Source organism: Clostridium sp. BL-8 (assembly GCF_002006495.1).
Lineage (GTDB): Bacteria > Bacillota > Clostridia > Clostridiales > Clostridiaceae > Clostridium.
Genome location: NZ_LZZL01000041.1, coordinates 21,438 through 44,780, shown reverse-complemented (window position 1 = coordinate 44,780; position 23,343 = coordinate 21,438). Strand labels below are relative to the sequence as shown.

Genomic DNA, 23,343 nt, shown 5'->3' with positions numbered 1-23,343 from the left:
TTGGATGGCATAAATATGTTAAAGATGTTTATTCGTATATATAAATTTGGTACATCTGCTCTGGCAGAAGAGGTTATAGAAGATACGGATTTACTGTTGAAAGTATTATTTAAAGGTTTAAAAGCCTTTAATAGCATTTATGTGACAAATGTAAAAGAATATTTAGAAATAATAACAGGAGGAATTAACAATGAAGGAATTTAAAATTAAATTAGGTGTTGCAGCAACACGAAGATCAATATTTAGCAAAAATGACGCTATAAAATATAAAGATTTAACTTGCGAAAAGTTAAAAGAATTAGGAGTGGATTTTGTAAATATAGATGATATAAATGAAGAAGGTTTGTTGTTTGCAGAATCACATTTGGAAGCAGTAATAGAAAAATTCGAGAAAGAAAAGGTTGATGCTTTATTCTTTCCACATTGTAATTTTGGGACAGAGGATTTAGTTGCTAAAGTTGCTTCAAAGATGAAATTACCAGTATTATTGTGGGGACCTCGTGATGATGCTCCTTTAGAAAATGGAACAAGACTTAGAGACAGTCAATGTGGATTATTTGCAACTGGTAAAATATTAAGACGTTTCAAAGTACCATTTTCTTATATTCCAAATTCATCATTACAGGATGAAGCTTTTGAAAGAGGACTCCGAAATTTTATAGCTGCTGCTAATGTAGTTAAAGAAGTTGGTAGCTTGAGAATACTTCAAATTTCAACACGTCCATCATCATTCTGGACAATGATGTGTAATGAAGGTGAATTGTTAGAAAAGTTTGGAGTTCAAATTTACCCGATTTCAATGACAGAATTTGTAGCTAAAGTTAAAAAAGTTAAAGCTGAAGAGACTGAAAAGGTACAAGAAACTATTAAATACATGAAAGAAGTTTTGGATATTACTGTTTCGGATGAAATAGTTGAAAACGTTGCAGCATTAAAAGTTGCATATGCTGAATTAACAGGAGAATATGGGTGTAGTGCAGTTGCTATTCAATGCTGGACAGCCCTTCAGGATGAATTGAAGATTATGCCATGTATGGCTAATGCGTTGATGACTGATGAAGGAATTCCGGTTGCATGTGAAACTGATATTCATGGAGCAATAACTTCGGTTATAGCTCAAGCAGCAACTATGGGACAAGCAGCACCGTTTTTTGCAGATTGGACGGTAGTGCATCCAACTAATAAAAATGGAGAGCTTCTTCAACACTGTGGATGCTTCCCAATATCTTTAACTAAGAAAAATCAAAAGGCAAAAATTGCAACACCATTTGCTTTAGAAAGTGGATGTAGTGGAGCTTCTTATGCAGAAATAGAAGGCGGAGATATATCGTTATTAAGATTTGATGGAGATAATGGAGAGTACTCAATACTACTTGGACATGCTAAAGGCATTGAAGGGCCATATATTCAAGGAGCATATTTATGGGTTGAAGTAGAAAATCTATCAAGACTTGAAGATAAACTTGTGACTGGGCCATATGTACATCACTGTACTGGAGTTCATAAAGATATATTGCCAGTCATATATGAAGCATGTAAGTATATTCCTAATTTAAAACCGGATTTTTATGATGATGTTGAAGAAGAAGTAAAGGCTTGGATTCGCGGAGAATAAAAAGTGAGAATTATGAAAATATAGAGGGAAAAAACAAAAAAATATTTGCCTTATTTATAAATGATAAATTATGTATAATACTACTATATCGTAATTTATCATTTTTGTTATATATTTTATTTAAGAAGAAATACTTTTATTGATTGAGAATGTTAAAGAAAAAATATTTGAGGTGAAAAACATGTCACAAATTACAGTTGAAAAAAATAGTCGTATATTTAAAAAGGATGGGAAATACTTTTTTTATTTAGCAGATACTTGCTGGAGTGCATTTACTAATATAACTTTAGAAGAATGGGAATATTATTTGAATTTGAGAAAATATCAGGGGTTTAATGTAATTCAAATAAATATTCTTCCTCAATGGGATGCCAGTGGAACAGATCTAAATTTTTATCCATTACCATATAATGGCATGGAATCTAAAACATTTGAATTTACCGAATTTAATCAAGAGTATTTCAATCGTGCGAGGCATATGTGCAAAATAGCTAAAGAAAAAGGTTTTGAATTAGCTCTTGTTGTATTATGGTGTAATTATGTGCCTGGTACATGGGCAAGCAAAATATTTGGAAATAATATCATGCCTTATGATTTTGTAGATAAATATGTTGAAAAAGTACACGAAACTTTTTCGGATTTAGATCCAATCTATGTAATTAGTGGAGATACTGATCTTGATGGAGAAGATATTGAAAAGTATTATTTAAAAGTAGCAAATAAATTAAGAAAGTTAGCACCTGATTTATTGCAGACTTTGCATATAAAAGGGAGGCTGGATGTAATCCCTAAAAAATTTATTGATGTTATGGACTTTTACATGTATCAATCAGGACACAATGCTCAAAATCCAGCTATGCCGTATTTGCTTGCTGAGACTTTTTATAAAAAATATCCGGTTAAACCTATAATAAATTCAGAGCCATGTTATGAGCAAATGGGTTATAGTAGAAATATGTATGGAAGATTTTATCAATTTGATGTAAGAAGAGCTGCTTGGATGAGTCTGCTATCAGGAGCATGTGCAGGTGTTACATATGGAGCGCATGGAATCTATAGTTGGCATAAGATAGGAAAAACATTTGGTTTAAGGTTGGGAGAAGGATTTGATAGTCCTAATCCTTGGAATGATGCTGTTAAATACCCGGGGGCATGGGATTATGGATATATAAAATACTTATTAGATTTATATAGGATTCATGAATTGGTTCCAATGTATAAAATCAAAAATTCAAGTAGTGATATTAGGATGGCGTCTACTAAAAATGAAGAGAAAATATTAATTTATGTTCCCGTAAATACAAATGTTAAAATAGATAAAGATTTATCAAGATATGATATTAAAGTTATTGATTTAGTAAATAAAAATATTTGTATTCCTAATATGGAAGTTCAGGATGGAGAAACAACAGTTTATATGCATAACTTTGAACAAGATGTGTTGATTATTGCAATAAGTTAGAATTATAAGTGTACACATGCTGCAGTATGTGGTGATTGAATAAATATTTTAATAAATATTTAGCTGAGTGTGTTTTGTTTTTAGTAATAATAGGTTATACTATAGTTATGAAAATTTGAAAAAATATAATAGTAGTCAATGAATAGGTAGGAGAGTATAAATGAAAACTATAATGCAAGACATAGCTAAATTGGCAGGTGTATCTCCAGGAACAGTATCAAACGCGCTCAATGATAGAAAAGGTGTGGGAAAAGAAACTAAAACTAAAATTATTAAGATTGCAGAAGAATTAGGATATTTTCGTAATCATAAAAAGAATGAAGAAAAAGTAATGAGATTAATTCTCTTTAAGAAACATGGATATGTAGTTTCAGATACACAATTTTTCTCTGCATTACTTGAAGCATGCGAAAATGAATGCAGGCAAAATGGATATGAATTACTAATATCACAAGTGATACATGGAGAACATGATAAAGAGAATGTTTTCAAAATTATAAATCAAGGTAAGATAGATGGAATATTACTTTTGGCAACAGAAATGAATGAAGAAGATTTTTGTTACTTTGAAAATCTAGACATTCCAGTTGTTGTGTTAGATAGCTATTTTGCACTTAAAAGTTATGATTACGTGGTGATTAATAATACAAGTGGTTCTTATAGAGCTGCTAAGTATTTTATTGATAATGGACATGAGAGAATAGGGATGGTAGGAAGTTCTGTTAATATTAGCAACTTTGAGTATCGTTATAAAGGCTTTAGAAAAGCAATTGAGGAATCAGGACTAAAATTTAAGCAAGAGGACGAAATTTTAGTTGAGCCTACTTTAGAGGGGGCTTACAGAGATATGAAAAAATACTTAGAAGAGAATAAGGGAAAGGAACTCCCTACAGCTTTATTTGCTTTTAATGATATCATTGCGTTAGGCGCTATGAGAGCAATGCAGGAGCAAGATATAAACGTGCCTAAAGATATATCAATAATTGGGTTTGATGACATACCGTTTTCTTCATTGAGCAATCCTAATATGACAACCATAAAGGTTTATACGGAAGAAATGGGAAGCATAGCGGTAAGAAGACTTATAGACAAGATAAATGATGAAGATGAATCTATTACGCTAAAAATAGAAATTGATACCAAACTTATAGAAAGAAATAGTGTAGCTAAAATAGTTAAGTAAAATATCAATGTTTAATTAAAAAAAGTAGGAAGATGATTAAGAATATTATTATTAATCATCTTCTTACTTTTTTGTGTATGAAGCTAAAAATTTATAAAAATAAAACAAAAAATTTACTAAATATATATTGAAAAATTTATGAAAACGATATATAATTAAGACATACTCAATGAAGAATTATTAAAAAATTTAATTAAAATACTTATATAAAATTTAGAAAAATATATTTATAAGGGGAGTTGATAACGGATTTAAGCTGGTATTAAGTGTACTATAAGAGTCTCGCAAATATGGAAATTATAAATTTAAAATTATTAAGAAGTCAATACAAATAAATTTATTTTTTATAAATATACATTATTTATAAGTATTTTAATCAAAAATATAATAACTATTTATTTTGTTTGCAGAGCAATAAATATTTATTATATTTGTGGAAATTTATATCTATAATTAAAGATGAAGGAGAGGAAACTAATGGCTAAAAATTATGATCAATTAGCGAAAGACATAATTAAAAATATTGGTGGAAAAGAAAACGTTTTATCATTAGTACATTGTGCTACAAGGCTTAGATTTAAATTGAAGGATAAAGAAAAGGCTAATAAGTCAGCAATTCAAAGATTAGAAGGCGTTATTACAGTTGTAGAAAGTGCTGGACAATATCAAGTTGTAATTGGTAATTCAGTAGGAGCGGTTTATGAGACTATTGGAAGAGTTACAGGAGTTGTAATGAATTCTAGCAGTGAAGAAGGTTCAAAGGATAAGAGAGGATTTGTAAGTACTGCAATCGATATAATTTCATCAATATTCACACCTGTATTACCAGCTATGTGTGGTGCTGGTATTTTAAAAGGATTACTTATGCTTTTTACAACTATGGGATGGTTAGCAAATACAAGTGGTACTTATCAAATTTTATATGCAGCATGTGATAGTATCTTTTATTTTTTCCCAGTGGCTCTTGCTTTTACGGCAGCTAAGAAATTTAAGGCTAATCCCTTTATAGCAGTAGCTGTAGCTGGTGCACTTTTATATCCAGCTATTATAACAACTTTTACTAATAATCAAGCAATTGATTTTTTAGGAATTCCAGTTGTATTAGTTAGATATCAATCAACAGTAGTCCCAATTATTTTGGCTGTATTAGTTTTAGCGCAGTTAGAAAGGTTTTTTGGCAAGATACTTCCAGACGTTTGTAAAAACTTTTTGACGCCAACCTTTTGTCTAGCTATAATAGTCCCTTTAACATTTCTAGTAATAGGACCAGTAGGAGACACATTAGGTAAATGGTTAGCAGGAGGATATTCTTTCCTTTATAATATAAATCCAATGATAGGTGGTGCAATAGTTGCAACAGTTTGGCCAGTGATTATAATATTTGGACTTCATTGGGGATTTGTACCGATTGTAACAAACAATCTTGCAGTTTATGGACGTGATACTTTATTTACAATAACAGGACCAAATAATTTTGCTCAAGCTGGTGCAGCACTTGGTGTATTTTTAAAAACAAAGAATACAAAATTGAAAGCTATTGCTGGATCAGCAGCAGCAACAGGACTTTTTGGAATAACTGAACCAGCAATATATGGTGTGACCTTAAAGTATAAGAAACCATTTATAATTGCTTGTATATCATCTGGAATAGCAGGAGGAATTGTAGGTTATGTGGGAGCAGGAGCTAGTGCTCTTGTAGGAGCAAGTATTTTGACATTACCAGCATTTATAGGCCAAGGTTTTGTAGGATTTCTAATTGCTTGTGTAATAGCTTATTTTGGATCTGCAATTGGAACATATTTATTTGGATTTAATGATAAAATGCTTGGGGAGGAAGAATCATTAGAAACTACAGAAGCACACTTAAAGGAAATAGAATTAGTAAGTCCAGCGAATGGAACAGTAATGCTTTTAGCCGATGTCTCGGATAAAGCTTTTGCAAGTGAACAATTAGGTAAGGGTATTGCAATTGTTCCAAGTGAAGGAAAAGTATATTCACCAGTAGACGGTACAATTGAAGCAGCTTTTCCTACAGGACACGCTTTTGGATTAAAATCAAATTCAGGTGTAGAAGTATTAATCCATATTGGTTTTAATACAGTAGAATTAAATGGTAAATATTTTGATGTTAAAGTTCAAAGTGGTCAGATTGTTAAAAAAGGTGATTTACTTGTAGAATTTGATATTGATAAAATTAAAGCAACTGGATATGATATTACAACACCTGTCTTAGTAACAAATTACAGTGAATTTAGTGGTATAATTCAAACTAATGATACAACTAAAAAAATTGGTGAAAATATCATTTCTATAATAAAATAATCAAACCTAGCTTTGCTCAAGGTTTTAACTTATACCAATTCTATAAGAAGATATAAATTTATAAAATATAGAAGCTATCTATTAAATTGATAAGCTTCTATTATTTATTTCGGTTAAAATTTTACTATAATCTAAGAAAAATTTTATGATTGAAAAATCAATTAATAACTATTTGGAGTTATATATCATTATGGAAAATAGCTAAAAGGTCGACTTGATTTTAAAATATAAAAATAGTCACATGTGGTTAGTCAAAAGTATGAGGTTAAATATTATATATTGCAATTAGAAATGCAAAGTGTACAATTGCAACATATATAGTTAAGTATGGATAAGCATTTTATATATAGGTTGAATTAATAGTTTGGATATTTATAGAATAATTATCTACTTAAGTTAAACTTTTGCGTGTGCCTATACTAGAAATTATATACATTTTTGTGAAGCATGCACTTTAAATTGAGCTGCTAAAAGTTCTTAAGCAGAGAATCCAAATCTATGATTTGGCGTGAATCGCTTAGTGAACGAACGTGAGTCGAGTTTATTCTGAAGCTTGTTCCATTTGATGCTTGTCAAGAACTTGTTTTTGGGAGTATGCAGAAATGGGGGATGTTCACATTTAGAACTTTCAGCGAAAATTTTACAAGTCCTGCGAAATAAAGATGTACGTGATTTCGGTAAGTTACCACATAAATTCAAGGCTAAAGATGTTTATCTATAAAAAATACAAATTTATGTCTTTACAAACACTGAAAATAAAATATATACTAAATTAATGCGGTATTTTTATAATTATCTCCTAAATTACGTTGCTCGCGTGTCTCAGCGTAAAGGGTGAATGCCATGACAAGAGGCTTATAATATCTTGTATACGAGATATTTAGGAAAGGAAAATATAGTGACTTTAATAATATGCATGAAATAAGGCACATGAAAATAGGTTGGCAGATGGGCTTGTTATTTTTTGATTGTGCCTAAACTAATATTTAAATTAGTTACTCTCTTGATTGTGCTTAAGGTTAAAGGATCATTATACAATGTAGTAATATGGATGTGAATTTAAAAGAAGAAAAAGAAGTATTATTTAAAAAGAGGAATTTAATACAAGAAGAACTAAAAGAGAAAAAAACAAAGTTTCAAGCAGTGGAAGAAAAACTTAACAGACTCAATAAAGAAATAAAGACATTTAGTGAAGAGAAAGTAGCTAATGAACTAATTTTTAAGCACTTAGGTGAGGATATAGAAAAGTATGAAGAATCATTAAATGAACCTTATTTTGGAAGAGTTGATTTTAGGGAACATCGTGGATTTACAGAAAGTATTTACATTGGAAAGAAAGGGATAAACAGTAGTAAGGATGGCGAAGAGGTAGTTGTAGATTGGAGAGCACCAGTTGCAGATTTGTATTATAGCGGAACTGGTGGAGAAGCATATTATACTGCTCCAAAAGGAATTATTGAAGGAATACTTGAACTAAAGAGAAAATTTTTATATAAGGATAATGATATAGAGCAGCTATTTGATGAAGGTCTAAATGAAATCATCATAAACGGCGGGGAAGGCCAAAACTTAGTTGATGAATTTTTAAGGATTAACCTTGAAGAGAACAGAGGAAAAAAACTCAAGGAAGTTGTTGCTACAATTCAAAAAGAACAAAATGAAATAATAAGATGGCCTAAGAACCTTCCTATAATAGTTCAAGGTTCAGCAGGATCAGGAAAAACTACAATAGCATTACATAGATTGGCATACCTTATTTATAGATATAAAGAAAATATGAGCGGGAGTGAGATTTTAGTTTTAGCTCCTAATAAATTATTTCTAAACTACATCTCAGATATCCTGCCTAGCCTTGGAGCTGATGAGGTTAATCAAAGTACTTTTGAAGAACTCATTTTATCAAAGCTTAAATTAAAAGAAAAGATATTAAACAAAGATGAAAAGATAATGAAAATCATCGAGGAAAAGGATGAGCATAAGAAAAAGCTCATAGTAAATTCAAGTAAGGTTAAAGGAACCTTGGTGTTTAAAACCATGCTAGACAGATATATTTCATTGATTGAAAAGAATACTTTGAATATAGATGACATTAAAGTTAGAGATGAAATATTATTTGATAAAAAAGAGATAAAAAGATTATACTCTATGGATCTTAAAGCTTACCCAATAAATAAGAGAAAAAGTGAAATAAAGAAATATTTAAATTTAAAGATAAAGGGAAGAATTGAAACCCTGTTAATAGAGATAGATAACAAGTGGGAAAGGAAAATACGAGAAATTAGAAACGGGGAGAGAGATTCAGAAGAAAGAAGAAAAAAACTCATAAGTTTATATGAAGAACGGGATAAAATAAAAGAAAATATAAAAAATAACAGTAAAAAGGAATTTAATAATTATTTTAAAGAATGGAAAGATGTGAATTCAAGGGAGATATATTATAGCTTTTACAATGGTGATTTGTTTGAAGAAGCCACAGGTAATAAAATACCTAAAGTTTTAGCAGATTATATGAAAGAAGAATTCAATAACAACCGTGAGAAGAATATAATTGATGAGGATGATTTGGCAGCACTTGGTTATCTTAGAATTTTGCTTGAAGGAATAGATGAAAAAGAAAAATTTGAATATATCGTAGTCGATGAAGCTCAAGACTATAGTCCATTTCAAGTTTATTTAGTAAATAGTTTTGCTAAGGGGAACGCTTTAACCTTAGTTGGAGATTTAGCTCAGGGGATTTATTATTATAAAGGCTTAAAAACGTGGGAAGATATAACAGAAAGTGTTTTTGATGGGAATGCTACATATGTTCAGCTTACCCAAAGTTATAGATCAACTGTTGAAATAATAGATTTTGCTCAAAAAACATTAAATGCGCAAAATTTAGGACTTAAAGATGCAAAGCCGGTTTTAAGGCATGGAGCTAGACCAGAAATAGTGAAGGTTTCAAATGATGAAGAAGCTCTTTCTGCTATAGAAAATATAATAGAAAATGCAGTAGAACAAGGAAAACGCACTATAGCAGTAATAACAAAGGATGGAGTGGAAGCAGCTAAAATATATAAGATTCTAAAGAAGAGTAAGTATACCTTTGAATTAGTGGAAGGAAAAGAAAAAGAATTAAAGGAAGAGCTAATAGTAATTCCGTCATATTTGACTAAAGGTTTAGAATTTGACTGTACAATAATATTAAATCCAAGCAAAGAAAATTATAAAGAGAATACTTTAGATGAAAGATTACTGTATGTTTCATTAACCAGAGCGCTACATTTAGAGTATATAATTGAGAAGGATGAGATAAGTAAGTTAATAATATAGATAAATAGTGAAAGCAATATCAGTTCTTTTTAGCAGATATTGCTTTTCACATATTCAGTTTATTTGTGCAATTTTCTAATATTGAGATTTTAAAAGCCTAATAAATAGAAGGATGTAAATGTTTAAAAAATATTGACACATATTCTTCTGAATGATATCATAAGCATAAAAGATAAAATGTGTTGTAAAAGGTTGTTACAGGGTATGCTGGCAAAACTTATACTTAATTTTAATAAGTATTAGTTTTGCCTTTTTATTTTGTAAATACTTTTTAAAACACAATTTAAAGTCAAGGAAAAATACTAAATTGTATAAAGAAAGAGGGGAAGATATTAATGAAATTTATGAAAAAAACAAGTCTTTTATTAGCTATCGTTTTATCTGTTACATCTATGTCAACTTTTTCTAATGGAATTTTAGCTAAAGCTGATGAAAACGTTAATGTGATTAATTCTGTAGTGGATTCTGATGGGGGATTAAATTACACTCAGGGAACATTGCAGAATACCAAATATGGTGAAGTTAAAGGGCATGAAGAAAATGAAGGAAAAACCCTGATATGGAGCGGAATTCCATATGCAAAAGCTCCAATTGGAGAATTGAGATGGAAGGCTCCAGTAAATACTGAAAAGTGGACTGGAACTTTTGATGCAACAAAGGCTGGTAATATAGGAATCCAACTTTCAAGTGGAAAAGTTATTGGTAGTGAGGATTGCTTGAATCTAGATATTTACAGACCAAATACAAATGAAAAAAAACTGCCAGTTATTTTTTATGTACATGGAGGGAATAATCAAACAGGTTCAAGTGGAGGAGAGACTAACTTTGAAAAATTATCTGTAAATGCTAACTGTGTAGTTGTAGCTGTTAATTATAGATTAGGTGCACTTGGATTTAATAGTTTACCAGCACTTAAAACAGGAGATAAGAATGAGGATTCTGGAAACTATGCGTTATTAGACATGAGTAAATCCTTAGATTGGATAAATGAGAATATTACAGCTTTTGGAGGAAATCCCAAGAACATAACAGCTTCAGGGTTTTCAGCCGGTGGAAGAGATGTGATGGCGATGCTTATTTCACCAATTTTTAAAGGAAAATTCCAAAAGGCAATTTCCTTCAGCGGAGGAATGACAACTGCAGATCCAGAAGACAGTGCTAAAGTAATTGCAAAAGCTATTGCTCCACTTGTAGTTAAAGATAATATTAAGGCTACAGAGGATGAAGCATATAACTGGCTGCTAACTGATGGGAAGGATGTAAAAGATTATTTATATGGGCTTTCAGCAGATAGATTAGCAAGCCTCATGGGAAATGCAGGTATAAGAATGAGTGCTTTTCCACATCTATATACTGATGGAACAGTTATACCAAAAGAAGGTTTTAATACAAAGGAATATAATAGTGTTCCACTTATAATGTCAACAGGATCTACAGAATTTTCTCTATTTGCAAGGTATGATAATAAATTTGCGGCAGTAGATGATAATACTCTTTTAACTAATTCAGAATTAAATAAAGAATTAAGATTCTCAATAAATTACGGAAGTAAGTTATATGAATTATTCAATTCAGAAGAATCAGCAGAAAGAATGAATGCAAATTATAAGGCAAGAATTTATGATTGCGATTTTGAATTTGGAAATAACAAAGACGTAGTTGGAGAGAAAATGGCACAGCTGGCAGGAGCATTTCATGGTTTATGGATACCTTTTGTGACAGGTGAAACAACTGGCTTTAGTGCATTATATAAAGATTCCTTTAATAATGCAGGAGCGCAGGATTTAGGAGTGAAATTTACTAAATACATAACTCAGTTTATTTGGTATGGCAATCCAAATAGTCCAGAGTTAGTAGCATGGAAACCTTGGAATAGCACTAGTGGAGCTCCTACTCAATTGGTTCTTGATGCAGATAAAGATAAAGCAAATATTAAAATGTCAAATGAAAGAATTAATTATAATGATGTTATAAAAGAAATGGAAGCTGATACTACAGTATCAAAAGAAACTAAAGATGATTTGATAAAGAACGTCTTAAATGGCCGCTGGTTCAGTGGAAAGCTTGATGAACACTTTAATAATCAAAGTCTCTGGATAAAATAATAAAATATGAGTATTGTGCATGTTCTTACTAAAATGAAGAGCATGCATATTTTTTTATTTATGAAACATAGCTACAGTTATAGTTAACGGTTATAAACTGCTATGTGCTTTTGGAAATAATTAACTTTTTGATATATGAGAAGATTTGAATTTTCTTATGCTGTTTAAAAAATATATATAAATAAGGTCAAATACAGAGCAGAAAATTCCAATGATGAGAGCTAATCTATTTCCGTATATTATACCGAATAAAATTGTAGGAGCTAGAGTTCCAATCCATTTATTAATAGCAATAACTAAATTTTGGCCTTTTAAATCATTTCGATGAACTAGCATATTGATGAATAGTATAGACATAATAAGATTTTGAAGAAAAGCTGAGTAGACTTGCTCATAAACTCCAAATTCTATGATAAAGAAATACTGAAGGACAAAGGACATAAGAAATATAATTAGAGTCCAAGGTATAAAATATTCTCTGTTACAGTAAGGTGGAAAATATCTAGTCCCGTAGAGCAGGTAAGTAAAAATAATAAAAATATCTAAAAACAGCCATATGAAAATAATACATGTTTGAATGCTTGCATAATTATGATTTATTAAATTAAAATAGGAATATATAACTTCCCAGGAAAAGTTAAGAGCTAACGCAATAAATGGCATTCCATAAGTTTTTTCTTTGAAACCGGAAATAATCATTTTAATATAAACAATTGTCCAGCAAAAGCCACTTAATAATAATAAAAAAGTTACCATAAAAATTTTACCCCCCATAATTTCTATATATGTAAGCTAATTAAATGAATTCATAAATATTAACTCTAAATTTATCTATATATGTGGTTATATATTAATACATTTACAATTCATATTATTATAGAATATTCAGTTATACCAGAAACTAGAATTGTTAGGGTAATAATTAGTAAAGTAAATTTTATATGAAGCTAAAAAAAGAGGTGCAAAATTGTTATTAAGCAATTTTACGCCTCTTTTTAAAAGGATTATATATAAATAGATAATTATTTTATAAAAGTAGTTTCGATAGTTTGCTTTAATTCTTTTTCTGTAGTTAATGGTTCAGTTGGATAACCTATTGCTATTCCAGCAGCAAGTACAAAACCTTCAGGTAAGTTTAATTCTTTTAGTAATTCTTCATTTTTAGAAATTGCATATGTGAAACCTAATAAGTATACACTTCCTAAGCCCATATCAGTAGCAGCAAGAGACATATTCTCAATTATGCAAGATGCATTAGCTAATTCAACTGCAGGTGCCTTTTCATTTGGTTGTCCAGAAACAACTATAAGTGTAGGTGCAGCATAAAGTGGATTCATTTTAGGATTATTAAATGCTTCTCTAGTAACATTTGTGATTTTATCTAATAAATCAGAATTTTGAATTACTGTTAGATGGAGTGATTTATAAGCACCCATTCCTACTGGTGCAGCATAACCAGCCTTTAAAATAATATCTAAGGCTTCCTCACTGATTTGCTCTGATTTATAACTTCTAGTAGATTTACGTATTGCAATAGCTTTCATTAATTCCATATTAAGAAATCTCCTTTATTCTATAATTTATTCAAGTTAGGCATAAATAAAAAATAATAAATTTGATATGCAATATATATCTTTAGTTAGATAAGCAGCACTATTTTTGCAACTTAGCTGCTTGTCTAACTAAATAAAATAGAGATTAGAATTATGGCGCATACAAATGTATTATTTTGAATATGCTAAATAAACTTGGTATAATTATTATATCTACATAAAATTATATGGACAAGTACGCAGAATTTTATTATCAGGTATGATTTTTAATACCATGGAGGAGTTATAGATATGGCAAGTAATCAAGAACTGAAAAAATATTTAAAAGAACTTAGAGAAAGCAATGATACTAAGAAATGTGATGAGAATATACAATGTCCTGTAAAATACACCTTGGAAGTTATTGGAGGAAAGTGGAAACTTCGTATATTGATGCAATTATTAAAAAAAGATGTGGTACGTTTTAATGAACTAAAAAGGCTGATTGAAGGAATAACAAATACAATGTTGTCAAATTCTCTTCATGAACTGGAACAAGATGAATTGATTATTAGAAAACAATATAATGAAATGCCCTTAAGAGTTGAATATGAGCTTACTGATAAAGGGAAGAGTTTGCTGCCGTTACTTTATGAGTTATCCAGCTGGGGGAAAAGCCAAATGAACTGTAATTTAGAAGCTTAAAAAAGTCATGCGCATAAGAATAATATCTTATGCGTATGGCTTTTTTTGTGTATAGAAGTATAAATATTCTATTTTGTATCATATTACTAATAGAGTTTTATTTTAAAGGTATATCAGTCGGGGTTATGAAGATGTAGATTAAATAAACCAACAACTTAATTTATTACTTTTAATTTTGGCTTACATCACCTACAGTCATAAGTCTTATTTGTATGTCGAATATCTAGAACTTTGAGGATACATATATAATAATGGAGGAAAATCTAATGAAGATGAAAAGGAGTATAGTAAATCCATATAAGGTTTTACTCACTATAATTGCAATTTTAACAATTGCAGGAGTGCTATTTATTAAACCAGAAGTAGGTGTTGCAGATCAAGGAGATTTCGATAGGATAATGGGAATCTCTGGTCTAACCTTGCTAGATTCAGATAAGAATAACGCTGATTTTATTAGATTCTATGATTATATAGTGCCAGAGTATAAGATAAATGAAATAGATAAAATTTCTGATACCGTAAGAGGTAGCAGCTTAAGTTATTTGATTGTTTTTATAAATGCAATTTGTAAGAACTTTGGACAGAATATATTTAAGACTCAGTATTTGGCTATTATATATAGTGTCATGTATGTTATTGCGTTTGCTATTATATTAAAATCTATAAATATAAATGATGATATTAGATTGATAATAATTCCTATATTAATTATATTGATTTTTTTTGATGGCAACTATCTGATTTGGTTTAATAGTCTGTATGGGGAACCAATGATGATAGTCACATTTGCACTGTTCATTGCATCAGTTTTAAATTATATACATTATAAATATGTGATTAAGAAAAATGGAAGTATGCTGCTAAGAATAATTCCTATACTAGCTGCAGCATATTTATTTATAGGATCAAAGCTGCAGGTAAGTGTCTCTTTGCCTTTTATAGTAATTATTATAATGAAGATAATATGGGAAAATAGAGATTGTTTAAATAGAATAAGTATAGCAGCTTTATGTGTATGTGTTTATGCTATGATTCTTTATCCAGCTGGGATTTCTAGAAATAGTAACAATCTAAGTAAGGATACAGAGTATAATTCTGTTTTCTATGGAATATTAAATGGCTCTAAAACACCAAAGCAGGATTTAGCAGAATTAGGGCTTGATTCAGATTTGTATGTGGAAGCAGGAAAGCATTCTTACTTAGATACAGATGAATATTCAAAATATGTGCCAGGAATAGAAATAACAGATGAAGAGTTTTATAGTAAGATAAGTAATTTAAAACTTGCTAAGTTTTATTTAAATCATCCTGTAAGATTATTAAAGGGGATGGAATACACGGCTGGAAAAGCTTTTGATACCAGCACCTCACTAGGAAAATGCTCCCAAAGCTATAGCAAAACTCCGGTAATTGAATTTAATAGATTTACATTTTGGTCATACTTTAGAGAGCATGTAATATTTAAGAATTTATATTTTATTGGTGCAGTTTATTTCATAATAATATTAGTTTCAGTTCGTAAATACATTAATAATAAATCTAATTTAGAATTAAGAAGTAAGATATTTTTACTTTGGATTGTTATGTTAATTGGAGCAGTTCAGTTTCCTATGCCTTTTGTTGGAAATGGAAGAGCAGATACTGCAAAACAATTATTCTTATTTAATTTCATTTTTGATGGATTGTTTTTGGTCATCTTCGGTTATATTTCTTCAAAAATAATTAAATATTTCAAAAGGTAAGTAGGATACTGGATAAATTATTTTATAGTAATTTATATATGAAATATGCAATGATAAAGATATCAAGGTGAAAAAATGTTCGAAGTAAAATATCGTTAGTTACAAATATGTAGTGCTTAGACACTTGGTATGTATATAACTAGATATTTATTATACAAATAAAAGATATTTAAAGTAGTTTAGGATAATGAAGGGTGAACCATATCATAAGTGAGTGATAAATTTACTGAAATTGGATACTGAAAGAAGCTGAGATAAGAGATGGCTAGTTTTCGCTATAAGACCCACGAAATCAAAATATTAGATTTTCGTGGGTTATTTTAATTTTTGGAGTTAATTACATATTATATAATGCAATAAAAAAGGATAACTGCTAAAATGGCTTGAATACTAGAAAATAAAATGTAATATATTGTAACTATTGACAATGATGTTTAACAGTGATATAGTTACCACTATAGTAGTAACTATAATGTATTTAATTAAATATATAGAAATTTTATATTTGAAAGGAGATTGGAATAATAATGGTAGAAAACTCATTAATGAGTAAATTACAGAATTTTGGACTAAATCAATATGAAGCTAAAGCTTATGTTTCATTATTAAGCATAGGTACATCAAATGCTTATAGTATAAGTAAAGTATCTGGAATACCACGTTCACGAATTTATGATATCCTTGAATCCCTTGCTAATCGTGGAGTTGTAATGTTTGAAGAGACAAGTGATAATGTTAAAAATTATACTGGTTTACCTGCAGATGTATTTCTAGAACGTATACGTGAGGAATGGAGTAGTAATTATGATGATGTGAGGAAGGAACTTAGACAAATTGAAGCCAAAGAAAAAAAAGATGAAATTTATGTCTCAACAGTAAAAGGTGAAAAAAATATATTGACTTTTTGTAGAAATTTAATAACTGATGCAAAGGAACAAGTAGTTATTTCAATATGGGATGCTATGTATTTAGAATTGTTGCCTGATTTGCAAAAATGCATTGAACGAGGATGTAAAGTTTCTGGAATAACTTTTGGAGTAGAAAATCCAATAAGTGTTTTGGATAAGCATAGAATGAATAAAATTCATAATAGTGTTGAAAAAAAGCCATGGTTTATCCTTTCCAGTGATAGTAAGAAATTATTATATGGTCATTCTTTAGAAGTTAATGGAAATGCTTTTTACACTGAAGATTCTACTCATATTTATTTACTTGAAGATTATATTTTTCATGATATTGTGATTAATAGATTGATAAAAAAAGAGGATAATGAAAATATAGCTGTAAAAATGATATCGGAAATTTTAAATGAAATAAAAAGTGATTCTCAGAAATAAATTATTATGGAAGGATGTATTTAAGCCTATGAAAAATGAAATTAAGTCTATTTTAGTTGGAATAGCTGGCGGAATAGGTGCTGGATTGATTGGCATTGGAGGAGGTATTATAATGGTGCCTTGTATGGTATCATTACTCGGAGTACCACAACATAAAGCTCATGCTACTTCATTAGTAGCTATTACACCTTTAGCATTCATCAGTGCTATAGTTTATAACAATTATGGAAATTTAAATATATATTTAGCTTGCTTATTGTCTGTTGGAGGAGTGATAGGTGCATATATAGGTGCAAGTTTAATGCCACATGTTAATAAAATTGCATTAAGACGCTTGCTTGCAATACTATGTATAGCTATGGCAATAAAGATGGGAGGTGGTTTTTAGTGACTATTATAATATTAACAATATTAGCAGGAGTGATTACAGGAATACTTAGTGGTATGTTAGGTATTGGTGGTGGAGCAATTATGGTTGTTATCATGATATCATTATTAGGTGTTACTCAACATATAGCTCAAGCAGCGGCATTAGCTGCTATTATTCCAACAGCTTTTGTAGGTGCAGCAAAGCATCATAAAAATGGTTTGATAAATTATAAAGTTGGAATATATTTAGCTATTGGAGGCGTTATTGGGAGCCTTATTGGAGCAAATTGTGCAAATATACTTAGTGAAGATATATTGTGCAAAGTTTTTAGTGCTTTTTTTGCAATCATAGGAATCCAATTATTAATAACTTCATTTAAAACAGTAGAAAAAAATAAAATTTAGACTTATAAAAATTAAATTTTACAAATGAATAAGAGATTTATGTTAATGATGAATGGATTATATCATACATGAGTAATAAATTCACTAAAATTGGATGCTTAGTTAAGGAAAAAGCTTGCGGTATTCAATCTAGTATGGTGAGCTTTATTTTATTTAAATATAGTAATTCAAATAAATATTTAAAAGATTGACAAAAGCAACTAAGAATATTGTGATTTCCATATAAGTGGAAGGAAGTTGTTTTGTTATGAATAAAAATCTTAAACGAAGTATTAGTATTATTAGAAGTTTCAATCGCTATTATACCAATGTATTAGGTTTATTAGATCAGCATATTTTAGAAAGTGACTTATCATTATCAGAAGTACGTGTCCTGCATGAAATTGAAAAAACTAAGCAATGCACATCTAAAATGCTGGCAGATATTTTGTGTATGGATGCGGGATATTTAAGCCGAATACTGAAAAACTATAAGAGTGTTTATCTAGATACAACAAGTGATTTAGATAAAGCAATTAGCATGTAGACAAGAGCTGGATTTGTAAAGAAATTAGAGAAAGCAAATAATTCATGGCGAGAAGATTTGACTGAATTTGAGTTTGAAATGAAGCTGTAGTAAAAGAGTAAAATTCCAATTTAAGGCTGAGCGGTATTAATAGTAAACTTGAAAGGAACTTATAATATGGAAACAGAAGTAAAACTTGCTTATGAAAATAATAAAGAAATTAAAGAATTATTTTTGGAATATACAGAAATGTTGGTTAAAAATGACCATAATTTTGCAAAGCATTTGGAATTGCAAAATTATGATTCTGAACTTGAACATTTGGCAGATAAATATGGATTACCAAATGGTAGATTGTATATAGATGAAAACTATTCTGAAAACAGAGAACTAAAAGATATGGGAGGTTATATAGCACTATTGGAATCAAAAGAAGATGTTGCAGAAATAAAAGCTAATACTATAAAAGGACTACTTCCAGAGTATACAGATATTATAAAGGGTGATAATGGTATTGATTACTATTCATCACTTTTTCTATTATCTGATGATTATTCTATTGTAGTGTTTTCGGCTAAAGAGCTTCACGAAATTCAAATAGAAAAGGAGTTGTAATTGAAATGGCAAAGCAAACTGAAACTGAAATAATAAAAGAAACAAGTTATTGCAAAATATATAGTCAAGTAAGGATCGAAGATTATTATTATTATGGTTGTATAGAGAGAATTGAGGTAAAATCGAAACAGCGTGAGAAGATAATAGTTACATTACAAGAAGCCTTGATGTAACTGAGATACAGTTGTTAGAACTATTAAAGAAAGCCTTTGAAAACAAAGTATTTTCGAATGAATTTATTGACATGCTAAAACAAGAATTAAATAATAAAAAATCCTAATTGCTAAATTAATGGTGATTAAGATTTTATTATAGATTTGGGTGAAATCTATAAAGTTATTTTACTATAAAAAAATCCTTAATATGTAATGAAAAATTGAGATTAATAAATAATATTTTGTAAAAGCCACGTAGGAAAAAAGTAACGAGGTGGAATGCCCAACTTGTAAGTGTAGTAATATCAATAATTACCCCGTAAACTCCGAATCCCCCGGTAAAAATAATAGTTTCTATAAAGGCTTTTTGTAAATCTAAAATAAAAAATAAGAGTAGCACGAAAATTTGGCGGGAAAGCAGGGAGTACGGTGGAATAGACTAACTATAAGGATTTCAGAGTGGGAAATGTAAATTTGCAAATAGGGGTAATGGGGAAGCAAGAAAAGAGGAAATGTAGAGGTGAAAATGCTCAAACAGGAAAAGTGATTGGTAAGAGGATTGGTAAATATTAGATTAGATACAGTGAACCATATCATAAATAAATGATAACTTAACAATGTGTCTAATTAATAGAAGAGAACCAAGTCAAAATGAATGAGGTTCTCCTTCTTCTTTTTTTAAGAACAATATTGGTGGTAAATATCCTGATGCTAATGGTGATATTAGGAAAATTAAGATTTACATTGGTATATATTGATATGTTTTTATGCTTAGATTTAAGATATATTTTTTATTACATTCTTATTATTTTCATATTAATTGTCTGGTAGCATATTTTCTTTAATAACATTTGATAATATTTTAATAACTCCCTTATTTCAGAAGCTTCAATTGTATCACTTCTTTTTGAAAATTTAATATTCATGTTAAACATCATTCCTTTCGTTGAGTTCATGGTACAAAAAATTATCAATGAATTAGAAGTTTAAAATCGGGAACTGATAATGCACAATATACTAGGAGAAATGCCATAACAATATTGAATAACTTTCTATGACGGCTAAGAATTTTTTGAAATAATGAACCAAAAAGAGTCCAGCAGGACATCGATAGAAATCCTACGAATGCAAGGAATATAGCAAATAAGTATAATATTATGCTTGATTTATAGTAGGGTATTATAAAAATTGAAGTCACTGTTATACCATAAAGTATTGTTTTTGGATTCATGAATTGCATAAGCATTCCAGATTTAAATGTGTTAATGCTGTAATCATTAATTGCATTTGGGTTAGAATTACTTTTGAGTATCTTGATAGCTAAATATATTATGTATGCCGAACTAAATACCTCCATAGACAACTTTATATTTGGAAGAAGTTTAAATAAAAATAAGTTGAGATAACCACACAATAACATGATCACAGCCATACCAACTGTAGCGCCTAGAACAAATTTCAATGTTTTTTTATATCCAAAGTTAGTACCATTTGTCATAGACATAATATTATTTGGACCAGGGGTAAAAGTTGAAACAAGAACATAAGATAAAAGTGCAGATAAATTGAACATAGCTGACCTCCTTAATAATTAAATTTGAAAAGATAGTAGTAATATGATATCATGCTACTAATAATTAGTGAAATCAATAGTTTAAATTGTAACAATCAAAATAAATGATTGATTTGGAGGTATATACAAATGGAATTTCGTCAATTAAATGCATTTATTACCGTAGCTAAGCTGAGTAATTTTACAAAAGCAGCATTTGAACTAGGATATTCACAATCTGCTATCACTGCTCAGATACAACAGTTGGAAAAAGAATTAGGTGTTAATTTATTTGAAAGATTAGGGAAAAATATATCTTTGACTTCAGAAGGGGAACAGCTTCTTGTTTATGCTAAGCAAATAATTAAGCTTTGTGATGAAGCAAAAAGCAATTTAAGTACATCAGATGTAAAGGGAACTTTGACAATAGGGGCTAATGAATCACTTTGTGCTGTAAGGCTTCCTCCGCTATTAAAAGAATTTCATGACCGTTATCCAGAAATTGAAATTCTTTTAAAAATGGAAGGGAATAATAAATGTAAAACGTTGATAAGAGAAAATCAGATCGATGTTGCCTTTATTATTGGTCAGAAAATAAATACTTCTGAGTTAATCACAGAATTGGAATTTCCTGAACCGTTAGTTTTATTAGCAGCCCCAGGACATCCACTTACTTTCAAGAAACATGTTTATCCTGAAGATATTGCTGACTGTAACATAATTGTTGCAGAAAAAGGCTGCGGTTACCGAAATCTTTTTGAACAAAGTCTCAATGATGCTGAGGTAACTCCGAAATCAATAATGGAAATGGGCAGTATACAATCAATCAAACAATTGACAATGAGCGGACTTGGAATAACGCTGCTTCCCAAGATTGCTGCTCAGGAGGAGTTGAAACGAAATGAATTGATAGAACTTCATTTGTGGGAAGATTCCTTTTATTTGACTACGCAAATGGTATATCACAGGGATAAGTGGGTTTCAAGGGCATTAAGAGCTTTTATAAACTTGAGTAAAGAAATGATGAATAGTTAATTATAACAAAATTTTTTAAATCTTTTATTAGTATGTTAGAATTTTTGCTAGGATCTAACATATTGCTGACTCCTATCATTGATTGTTTGTCCTTTTGATGATAGAGTAACAAACTTGTTAGAGATTTTCTATTTGTAAATAATGCTAGTGAATTTAACTAGCACAACGAGTTACATTTATATAAAAGTAAATATAAAATTTATGAATTTGGGCATTTCATAGCAGTTGGTAAACATTATGCGAATTTCACGCCTTAAAAGCTATAAGATGCCAATGCCATATAGCTTTTATAACTATCACCTCATATAATTCCATCTACTTTGTATATAACATTCATATACAAAGTAGAATAAAAGGCTCTTATTTTTATTGTATCAAAGCTATAACTGATTGAGCTTGCTTTCAGGCTCTTCACCATTCTCTACACGCTTTATATTATTCACGAAGAAATCATATCTTTTTTTATGGAATTTGAGACCATCAGGCAAGCCTGCTGTATGAGGAGTAAGTATAACATTTCTTAGTTTTCGGAGTTCACTTTCAATTGGAAGAGGTTCAGATTCAAACACATCAAGGCATGCTCCTGAAATGTCCCTATTTTTTAATGCATCTATCAAGTCTCTTTCATTGACAATTCCGCCGCGGGCTGTATTGACAAAAAGTGCAGTATTCTTCATTTTCTTGAATACATCTTTGTTTATTAGCTGTTTGGTTTGCTGATTCAAGGATACATGTACACTTACTATGTCTGATGCGCTTACAAGAGTATCGAAATCCGTCATTTTCACAAAACTGTCAGACTGTACAACGGGATTTCTAGCATAAGCCAGAACATTCATATCAAAAACCCTGCAAAACTCAGCTACTTTTTTACCTACGGCGCCAAAGCCTATAATCCCGATGGTTTTGCCTTTTAATTCACTCCCTGTATACTGCAATTCATTTTCATCTATCTTATTCTTCATGAAAGAATCAAGAAACGGTATGTTTTTATAATAAGACAATATCAGCGCCATTACGTGCTCGGCAACAGCCTGTGCATTAACTCCTGCAGCATTTGCCGCCCAAATGCCGTACTGCGTACAAGCATCTATATCTACATTGTCAAATCCTGCACCCGTCTGTACCAACTTTAATTTTTTTGCTATAGAAAGCAGACTGCTGTCTACTTTAACGTGTTCAGGTATGAGTACCTGACAATCTTCAATATGATGCAACATTTCCTTTCCGGGCTGAACAATTACAATGTCCCAGTCTTTTGGAAAATGATTTACAATATTTGATTTTGAGGTCTCAGTAAAATATCCGACTATAAGAATTTTCATTTTTAAACCACCTTTCATGCTCTATATCTATTTCGAAGAAAATCCGTTTGATGTTTGGCAATTA

The 23,343-nt window shown here is 29.9% G+C and carries 20 protein-coding genes; 16 read left to right on the top strand and 4 right to left on the bottom strand.

Translation table 11 applies throughout. The annotated features are described in order from the left end of the window. Positions 1-15 precede the first annotated feature (15 nt). The 7 genes from CLOBL_RS15000 to CLOBL_RS14970 all read left to right on the top strand — a co-directional run bounded on the left by CLOBL_RS15000 (position 16) and on the right by CLOBL_RS14970 (position 12,002). Positions 16-204: a hypothetical protein gene (locus CLOBL_RS15000; protein ID WP_077859779.1), complete on the top strand. Its 189-nt coding sequence runs from the start codon at positions 16-18 to the stop codon at positions 202-204. Then, positions 191-1,615: an L-fucose/L-arabinose isomerase family protein gene (locus CLOBL_RS14995; protein WP_077859778.1), complete on the top strand. Its 1,425-nt coding sequence runs from the start codon at positions 191-193 to the stop codon at positions 1,613-1,615. Before CLOBL_RS15000 ends, CLOBL_RS14995 begins: the two co-directional genes overlap by 14 nt. 181 nt (positions 1,616-1,796) lie before the next feature. Next, a complete protein-coding gene (locus tag CLOBL_RS14990; protein WP_077859777.1) occupies positions 1,797-3,077 on the top strand; it encodes a DUF4038 domain-containing protein in 1,281 nt (426 codons plus the stop codon). A 160-nt stretch (positions 3,078-3,237) separates the two neighbouring features. After that, the gene (locus CLOBL_RS14985; protein WP_077859776.1) at positions 3,238-4,260 is read left to right on the top strand and encodes a LacI family DNA-binding transcriptional regulator; all 1,023 of its coding nucleotides are present in this window, start codon (positions 3,238-3,240) and stop codon (positions 4,258-4,260) included. Positions 4,261-4,737: 477 nt separating this feature from the next. After that, positions 4,738-6,582 carry a beta-glucoside-specific PTS transporter subunit IIABC gene (locus CLOBL_RS14980; RefSeq protein WP_077859775.1) on the top strand — a complete coding sequence of 615 codons (1,845 nt, stop codon included), beginning with the start codon at positions 4,738-4,740 and terminating at the stop codon, positions 6,580-6,582. 1,047 nt (positions 6,583-7,629) lie between these two features. After that, positions 7,630-9,897 carry an RNA polymerase recycling motor HelD gene (gene helD, locus CLOBL_RS14975; RefSeq protein ID WP_077859774.1) on the top strand — a complete coding sequence of 756 codons (2,268 nt, stop codon included), beginning with the start codon at positions 7,630-7,632 and terminating at the stop codon, positions 9,895-9,897. A gap of 335 nt (positions 9,898-10,232) precedes the next feature. Continuing rightward, positions 10,233-12,002, top strand: coding sequence for a carboxylesterase family protein (locus tag CLOBL_RS14970; protein WP_242953853.1), 1,770 nt, complete (start codon positions 10,233-10,235; stop codon positions 12,000-12,002). Between the two features lie 120 nt (positions 12,003-12,122). Here CLOBL_RS14970 and CLOBL_RS14965 read toward each other — a convergent pair whose 3' ends face one another. Together CLOBL_RS14965 and CLOBL_RS14960 are read right to left on the bottom strand one after the other, a co-directional pair. After that, positions 12,123-12,758 carry a hypothetical protein gene (locus CLOBL_RS14965; protein WP_077859773.1) on the bottom strand — a complete coding sequence of 212 codons (636 nt, stop codon included), beginning with the start codon at positions 12,756-12,758 and terminating at the stop codon, positions 12,123-12,125. Between the two features lie 266 nt (positions 12,759-13,024). Next, complete coding sequence (locus CLOBL_RS14960) at positions 13,025-13,555, bottom strand: nitroreductase family protein (RefSeq protein WP_077859772.1); 531 nt, start codon at positions 13,553-13,555, stop codon at positions 13,025-13,027. A 291-nt stretch (positions 13,556-13,846) separates the two neighbouring features. On the opposite strand from CLOBL_RS14960, the gene CLOBL_RS14955 reads away from it, so the two are divergent. The 8 genes from CLOBL_RS14955 to CLOBL_RS29160 all read left to right on the top strand — a co-directional run bounded on the left by CLOBL_RS14955 (position 13,847) and on the right by CLOBL_RS29160 (position 19,385). After that, positions 13,847-14,239: a helix-turn-helix domain-containing protein gene (locus tag CLOBL_RS14955; protein ID WP_077859771.1), complete on the top strand. Its 393-nt coding sequence runs from the start codon at positions 13,847-13,849 to the stop codon at positions 14,237-14,239. A 266-nt stretch (positions 14,240-14,505) separates the two neighbouring features. Beyond that, entirely contained in the window at positions 14,506-15,981 is a 1,476-nt protein-coding gene (locus CLOBL_RS14950; RefSeq protein ID WP_077859770.1) for a hypothetical protein, read from the top strand. A gap of 527 nt (positions 15,982-16,508) precedes the next feature. Then, positions 16,509-17,318 carry a TrmB family transcriptional regulator gene (locus tag CLOBL_RS14945; RefSeq protein ID WP_077859769.1) on the top strand — a complete coding sequence of 270 codons (810 nt, stop codon included), beginning with the start codon at positions 16,509-16,511 and terminating at the stop codon, positions 17,316-17,318. Between the two features lie 28 nt (positions 17,319-17,346). After that, the gene (locus CLOBL_RS14940; RefSeq protein WP_077859768.1) at positions 17,347-17,706 is read left to right on the top strand and encodes a sulfite exporter TauE/SafE family protein; all 360 of its coding nucleotides are present in this window, start codon (positions 17,347-17,349) and stop codon (positions 17,704-17,706) included. After that, a complete protein-coding gene (locus CLOBL_RS14935; protein WP_179117765.1) occupies positions 17,706-18,092 on the top strand; it encodes a sulfite exporter TauE/SafE family protein in 387 nt (128 codons plus the stop codon). Before CLOBL_RS14940 ends, CLOBL_RS14935 begins: the two co-directional genes overlap by 1 nt. Before the next feature lie 226 nt (positions 18,093-18,318). After that, the gene (locus tag CLOBL_RS14930) at positions 18,319-18,618 is read left to right on the top strand and encodes a helix-turn-helix domain-containing protein (RefSeq protein ID WP_242953852.1); all 300 of its coding nucleotides are present in this window, start codon (positions 18,319-18,321) and stop codon (positions 18,616-18,618) included. Positions 18,619-18,774: 156 nt separating this feature from the next. Further along, positions 18,775-19,212, top strand: coding sequence for a hypothetical protein (locus CLOBL_RS28550; protein ID WP_143323878.1), 438 nt, complete (start codon positions 18,775-18,777; stop codon positions 19,210-19,212). A 5-nt stretch (positions 19,213-19,217) separates the two neighbouring features. Beyond that, a complete protein-coding gene (locus tag CLOBL_RS29160; protein ID WP_347472854.1) occupies positions 19,218-19,385 on the top strand; it encodes a hypothetical protein in 168 nt (55 codons plus the stop codon). Positions 19,386-20,337: 952 nt separating this feature from the next. On the opposite strand, the gene CLOBL_RS14915 is transcribed toward CLOBL_RS29160, so the two are convergent. Next, positions 20,338-20,940, bottom strand: coding sequence for a LysE family transporter (locus CLOBL_RS14915; RefSeq protein ID WP_077859766.1), 603 nt, complete (start codon positions 20,938-20,940; stop codon positions 20,338-20,340). A gap of 129 nt (positions 20,941-21,069) precedes the next feature. On the opposite strand from CLOBL_RS14915, the gene CLOBL_RS14910 reads away from it, so the two are divergent. Then, positions 21,070-21,954 carry a LysR family transcriptional regulator gene (locus CLOBL_RS14910; protein ID WP_077859765.1) on the top strand — a complete coding sequence of 295 codons (885 nt, stop codon included), beginning with the start codon at positions 21,070-21,072 and terminating at the stop codon, positions 21,952-21,954. Between the two features lie 380 nt (positions 21,955-22,334). On the opposite strand, the gene CLOBL_RS14905 is transcribed toward CLOBL_RS14910, so the two are convergent. Then, on the bottom strand, positions 22,335-23,279 hold the full coding sequence (locus CLOBL_RS14905; RefSeq protein ID WP_179117764.1) for an NAD(P)-dependent oxidoreductase: 945 nt from the start codon (positions 23,277-23,279) through the stop codon (positions 22,335-22,337). Between the last annotated feature and the right edge of the window lie 64 nt (positions 23,280-23,343).

Excerpts from the sequence above, each read along its gene's own strand:
- helD (WP_077859774.1), top strand. The coding sequence starts at position 7,630 with ATGGATGTGAATTTAAAAGAAGAAAAAGAAGTATTATTTAAAAAGAGG.
- CLOBL_RS14915 (WP_077859766.1), bottom strand. The coding sequence starts at position 20,940 with ATGTTCAATTTATCTGCACTTTTATCTTATGTTCTTGTTTCAACTTTT.
- CLOBL_RS29160 (WP_347472854.1), top strand. The coding sequence starts at position 19,218 with ATGGCAAAGCAAACTGAAACTGAAATAATAAAAGAAACAAGTTATTGC.
- CLOBL_RS14905 (WP_179117764.1), bottom strand. The coding sequence starts at position 23,279 with ATGAAAATTCTTATAGTCGGATATTTTACTGAGACCTCAAAATCAAAT.
- CLOBL_RS14940 (WP_077859768.1), top strand. The coding sequence starts at position 17,347 with ATGAAAAATGAAATTAAGTCTATTTTAGTTGGAATAGCTGGCGGAATA.
- CLOBL_RS14910 (WP_077859765.1), top strand. The coding sequence starts at position 21,070 with ATGGAATTTCGTCAATTAAATGCATTTATTACCGTAGCTAAGCTGAGT.
- CLOBL_RS14965 (WP_077859773.1), bottom strand. The coding sequence starts at position 12,758 with ATGGTAACTTTTTTATTATTATTAAGTGGCTTTTGCTGGACAATTGTT.
- CLOBL_RS14955 (WP_077859771.1), top strand. The coding sequence starts at position 13,847 with ATGGCAAGTAATCAAGAACTGAAAAAATATTTAAAAGAACTTAGAGAA.
- CLOBL_RS14990 (WP_077859777.1), top strand. The coding sequence starts at position 1,797 with ATGTCACAAATTACAGTTGAAAAAAATAGTCGTATATTTAAAAAGGAT.
- CLOBL_RS14970 (WP_242953853.1), top strand. The coding sequence starts at position 10,233 with ATGAAATTTATGAAAAAAACAAGTCTTTTATTAGCTATCGTTTTATCT.
- CLOBL_RS14995 (WP_077859778.1), top strand. The coding sequence starts at position 191 with ATGAAGGAATTTAAAATTAAATTAGGTGTTGCAGCAACACGAAGATCA.
- CLOBL_RS14950 (WP_077859770.1), top strand. The coding sequence starts at position 14,506 with ATGAAGATGAAAAGGAGTATAGTAAATCCATATAAGGTTTTACTCACT.
- CLOBL_RS14980 (WP_077859775.1), top strand. The coding sequence starts at position 4,738 with ATGGCTAAAAATTATGATCAATTAGCGAAAGACATAATTAAAAATATT.
- CLOBL_RS15000 (WP_077859779.1), top strand. The coding sequence starts at position 16 with ATGTTAAAGATGTTTATTCGTATATATAAATTTGGTACATCTGCTCTG.
- CLOBL_RS14945 (WP_077859769.1), top strand. The coding sequence starts at position 16,509 with ATGGTAGAAAACTCATTAATGAGTAAATTACAGAATTTTGGACTAAAT.
- CLOBL_RS14985 (WP_077859776.1), top strand. The coding sequence starts at position 3,238 with ATGAAAACTATAATGCAAGACATAGCTAAATTGGCAGGTGTATCTCCA.
- CLOBL_RS14960 (WP_077859772.1), bottom strand. The coding sequence starts at position 13,555 with ATGGAATTAATGAAAGCTATTGCAATACGTAAATCTACTAGAAGTTAT.
- CLOBL_RS28550 (WP_143323878.1), top strand. The coding sequence starts at position 18,775 with ATGGAAACAGAAGTAAAACTTGCTTATGAAAATAATAAAGAAATTAAA.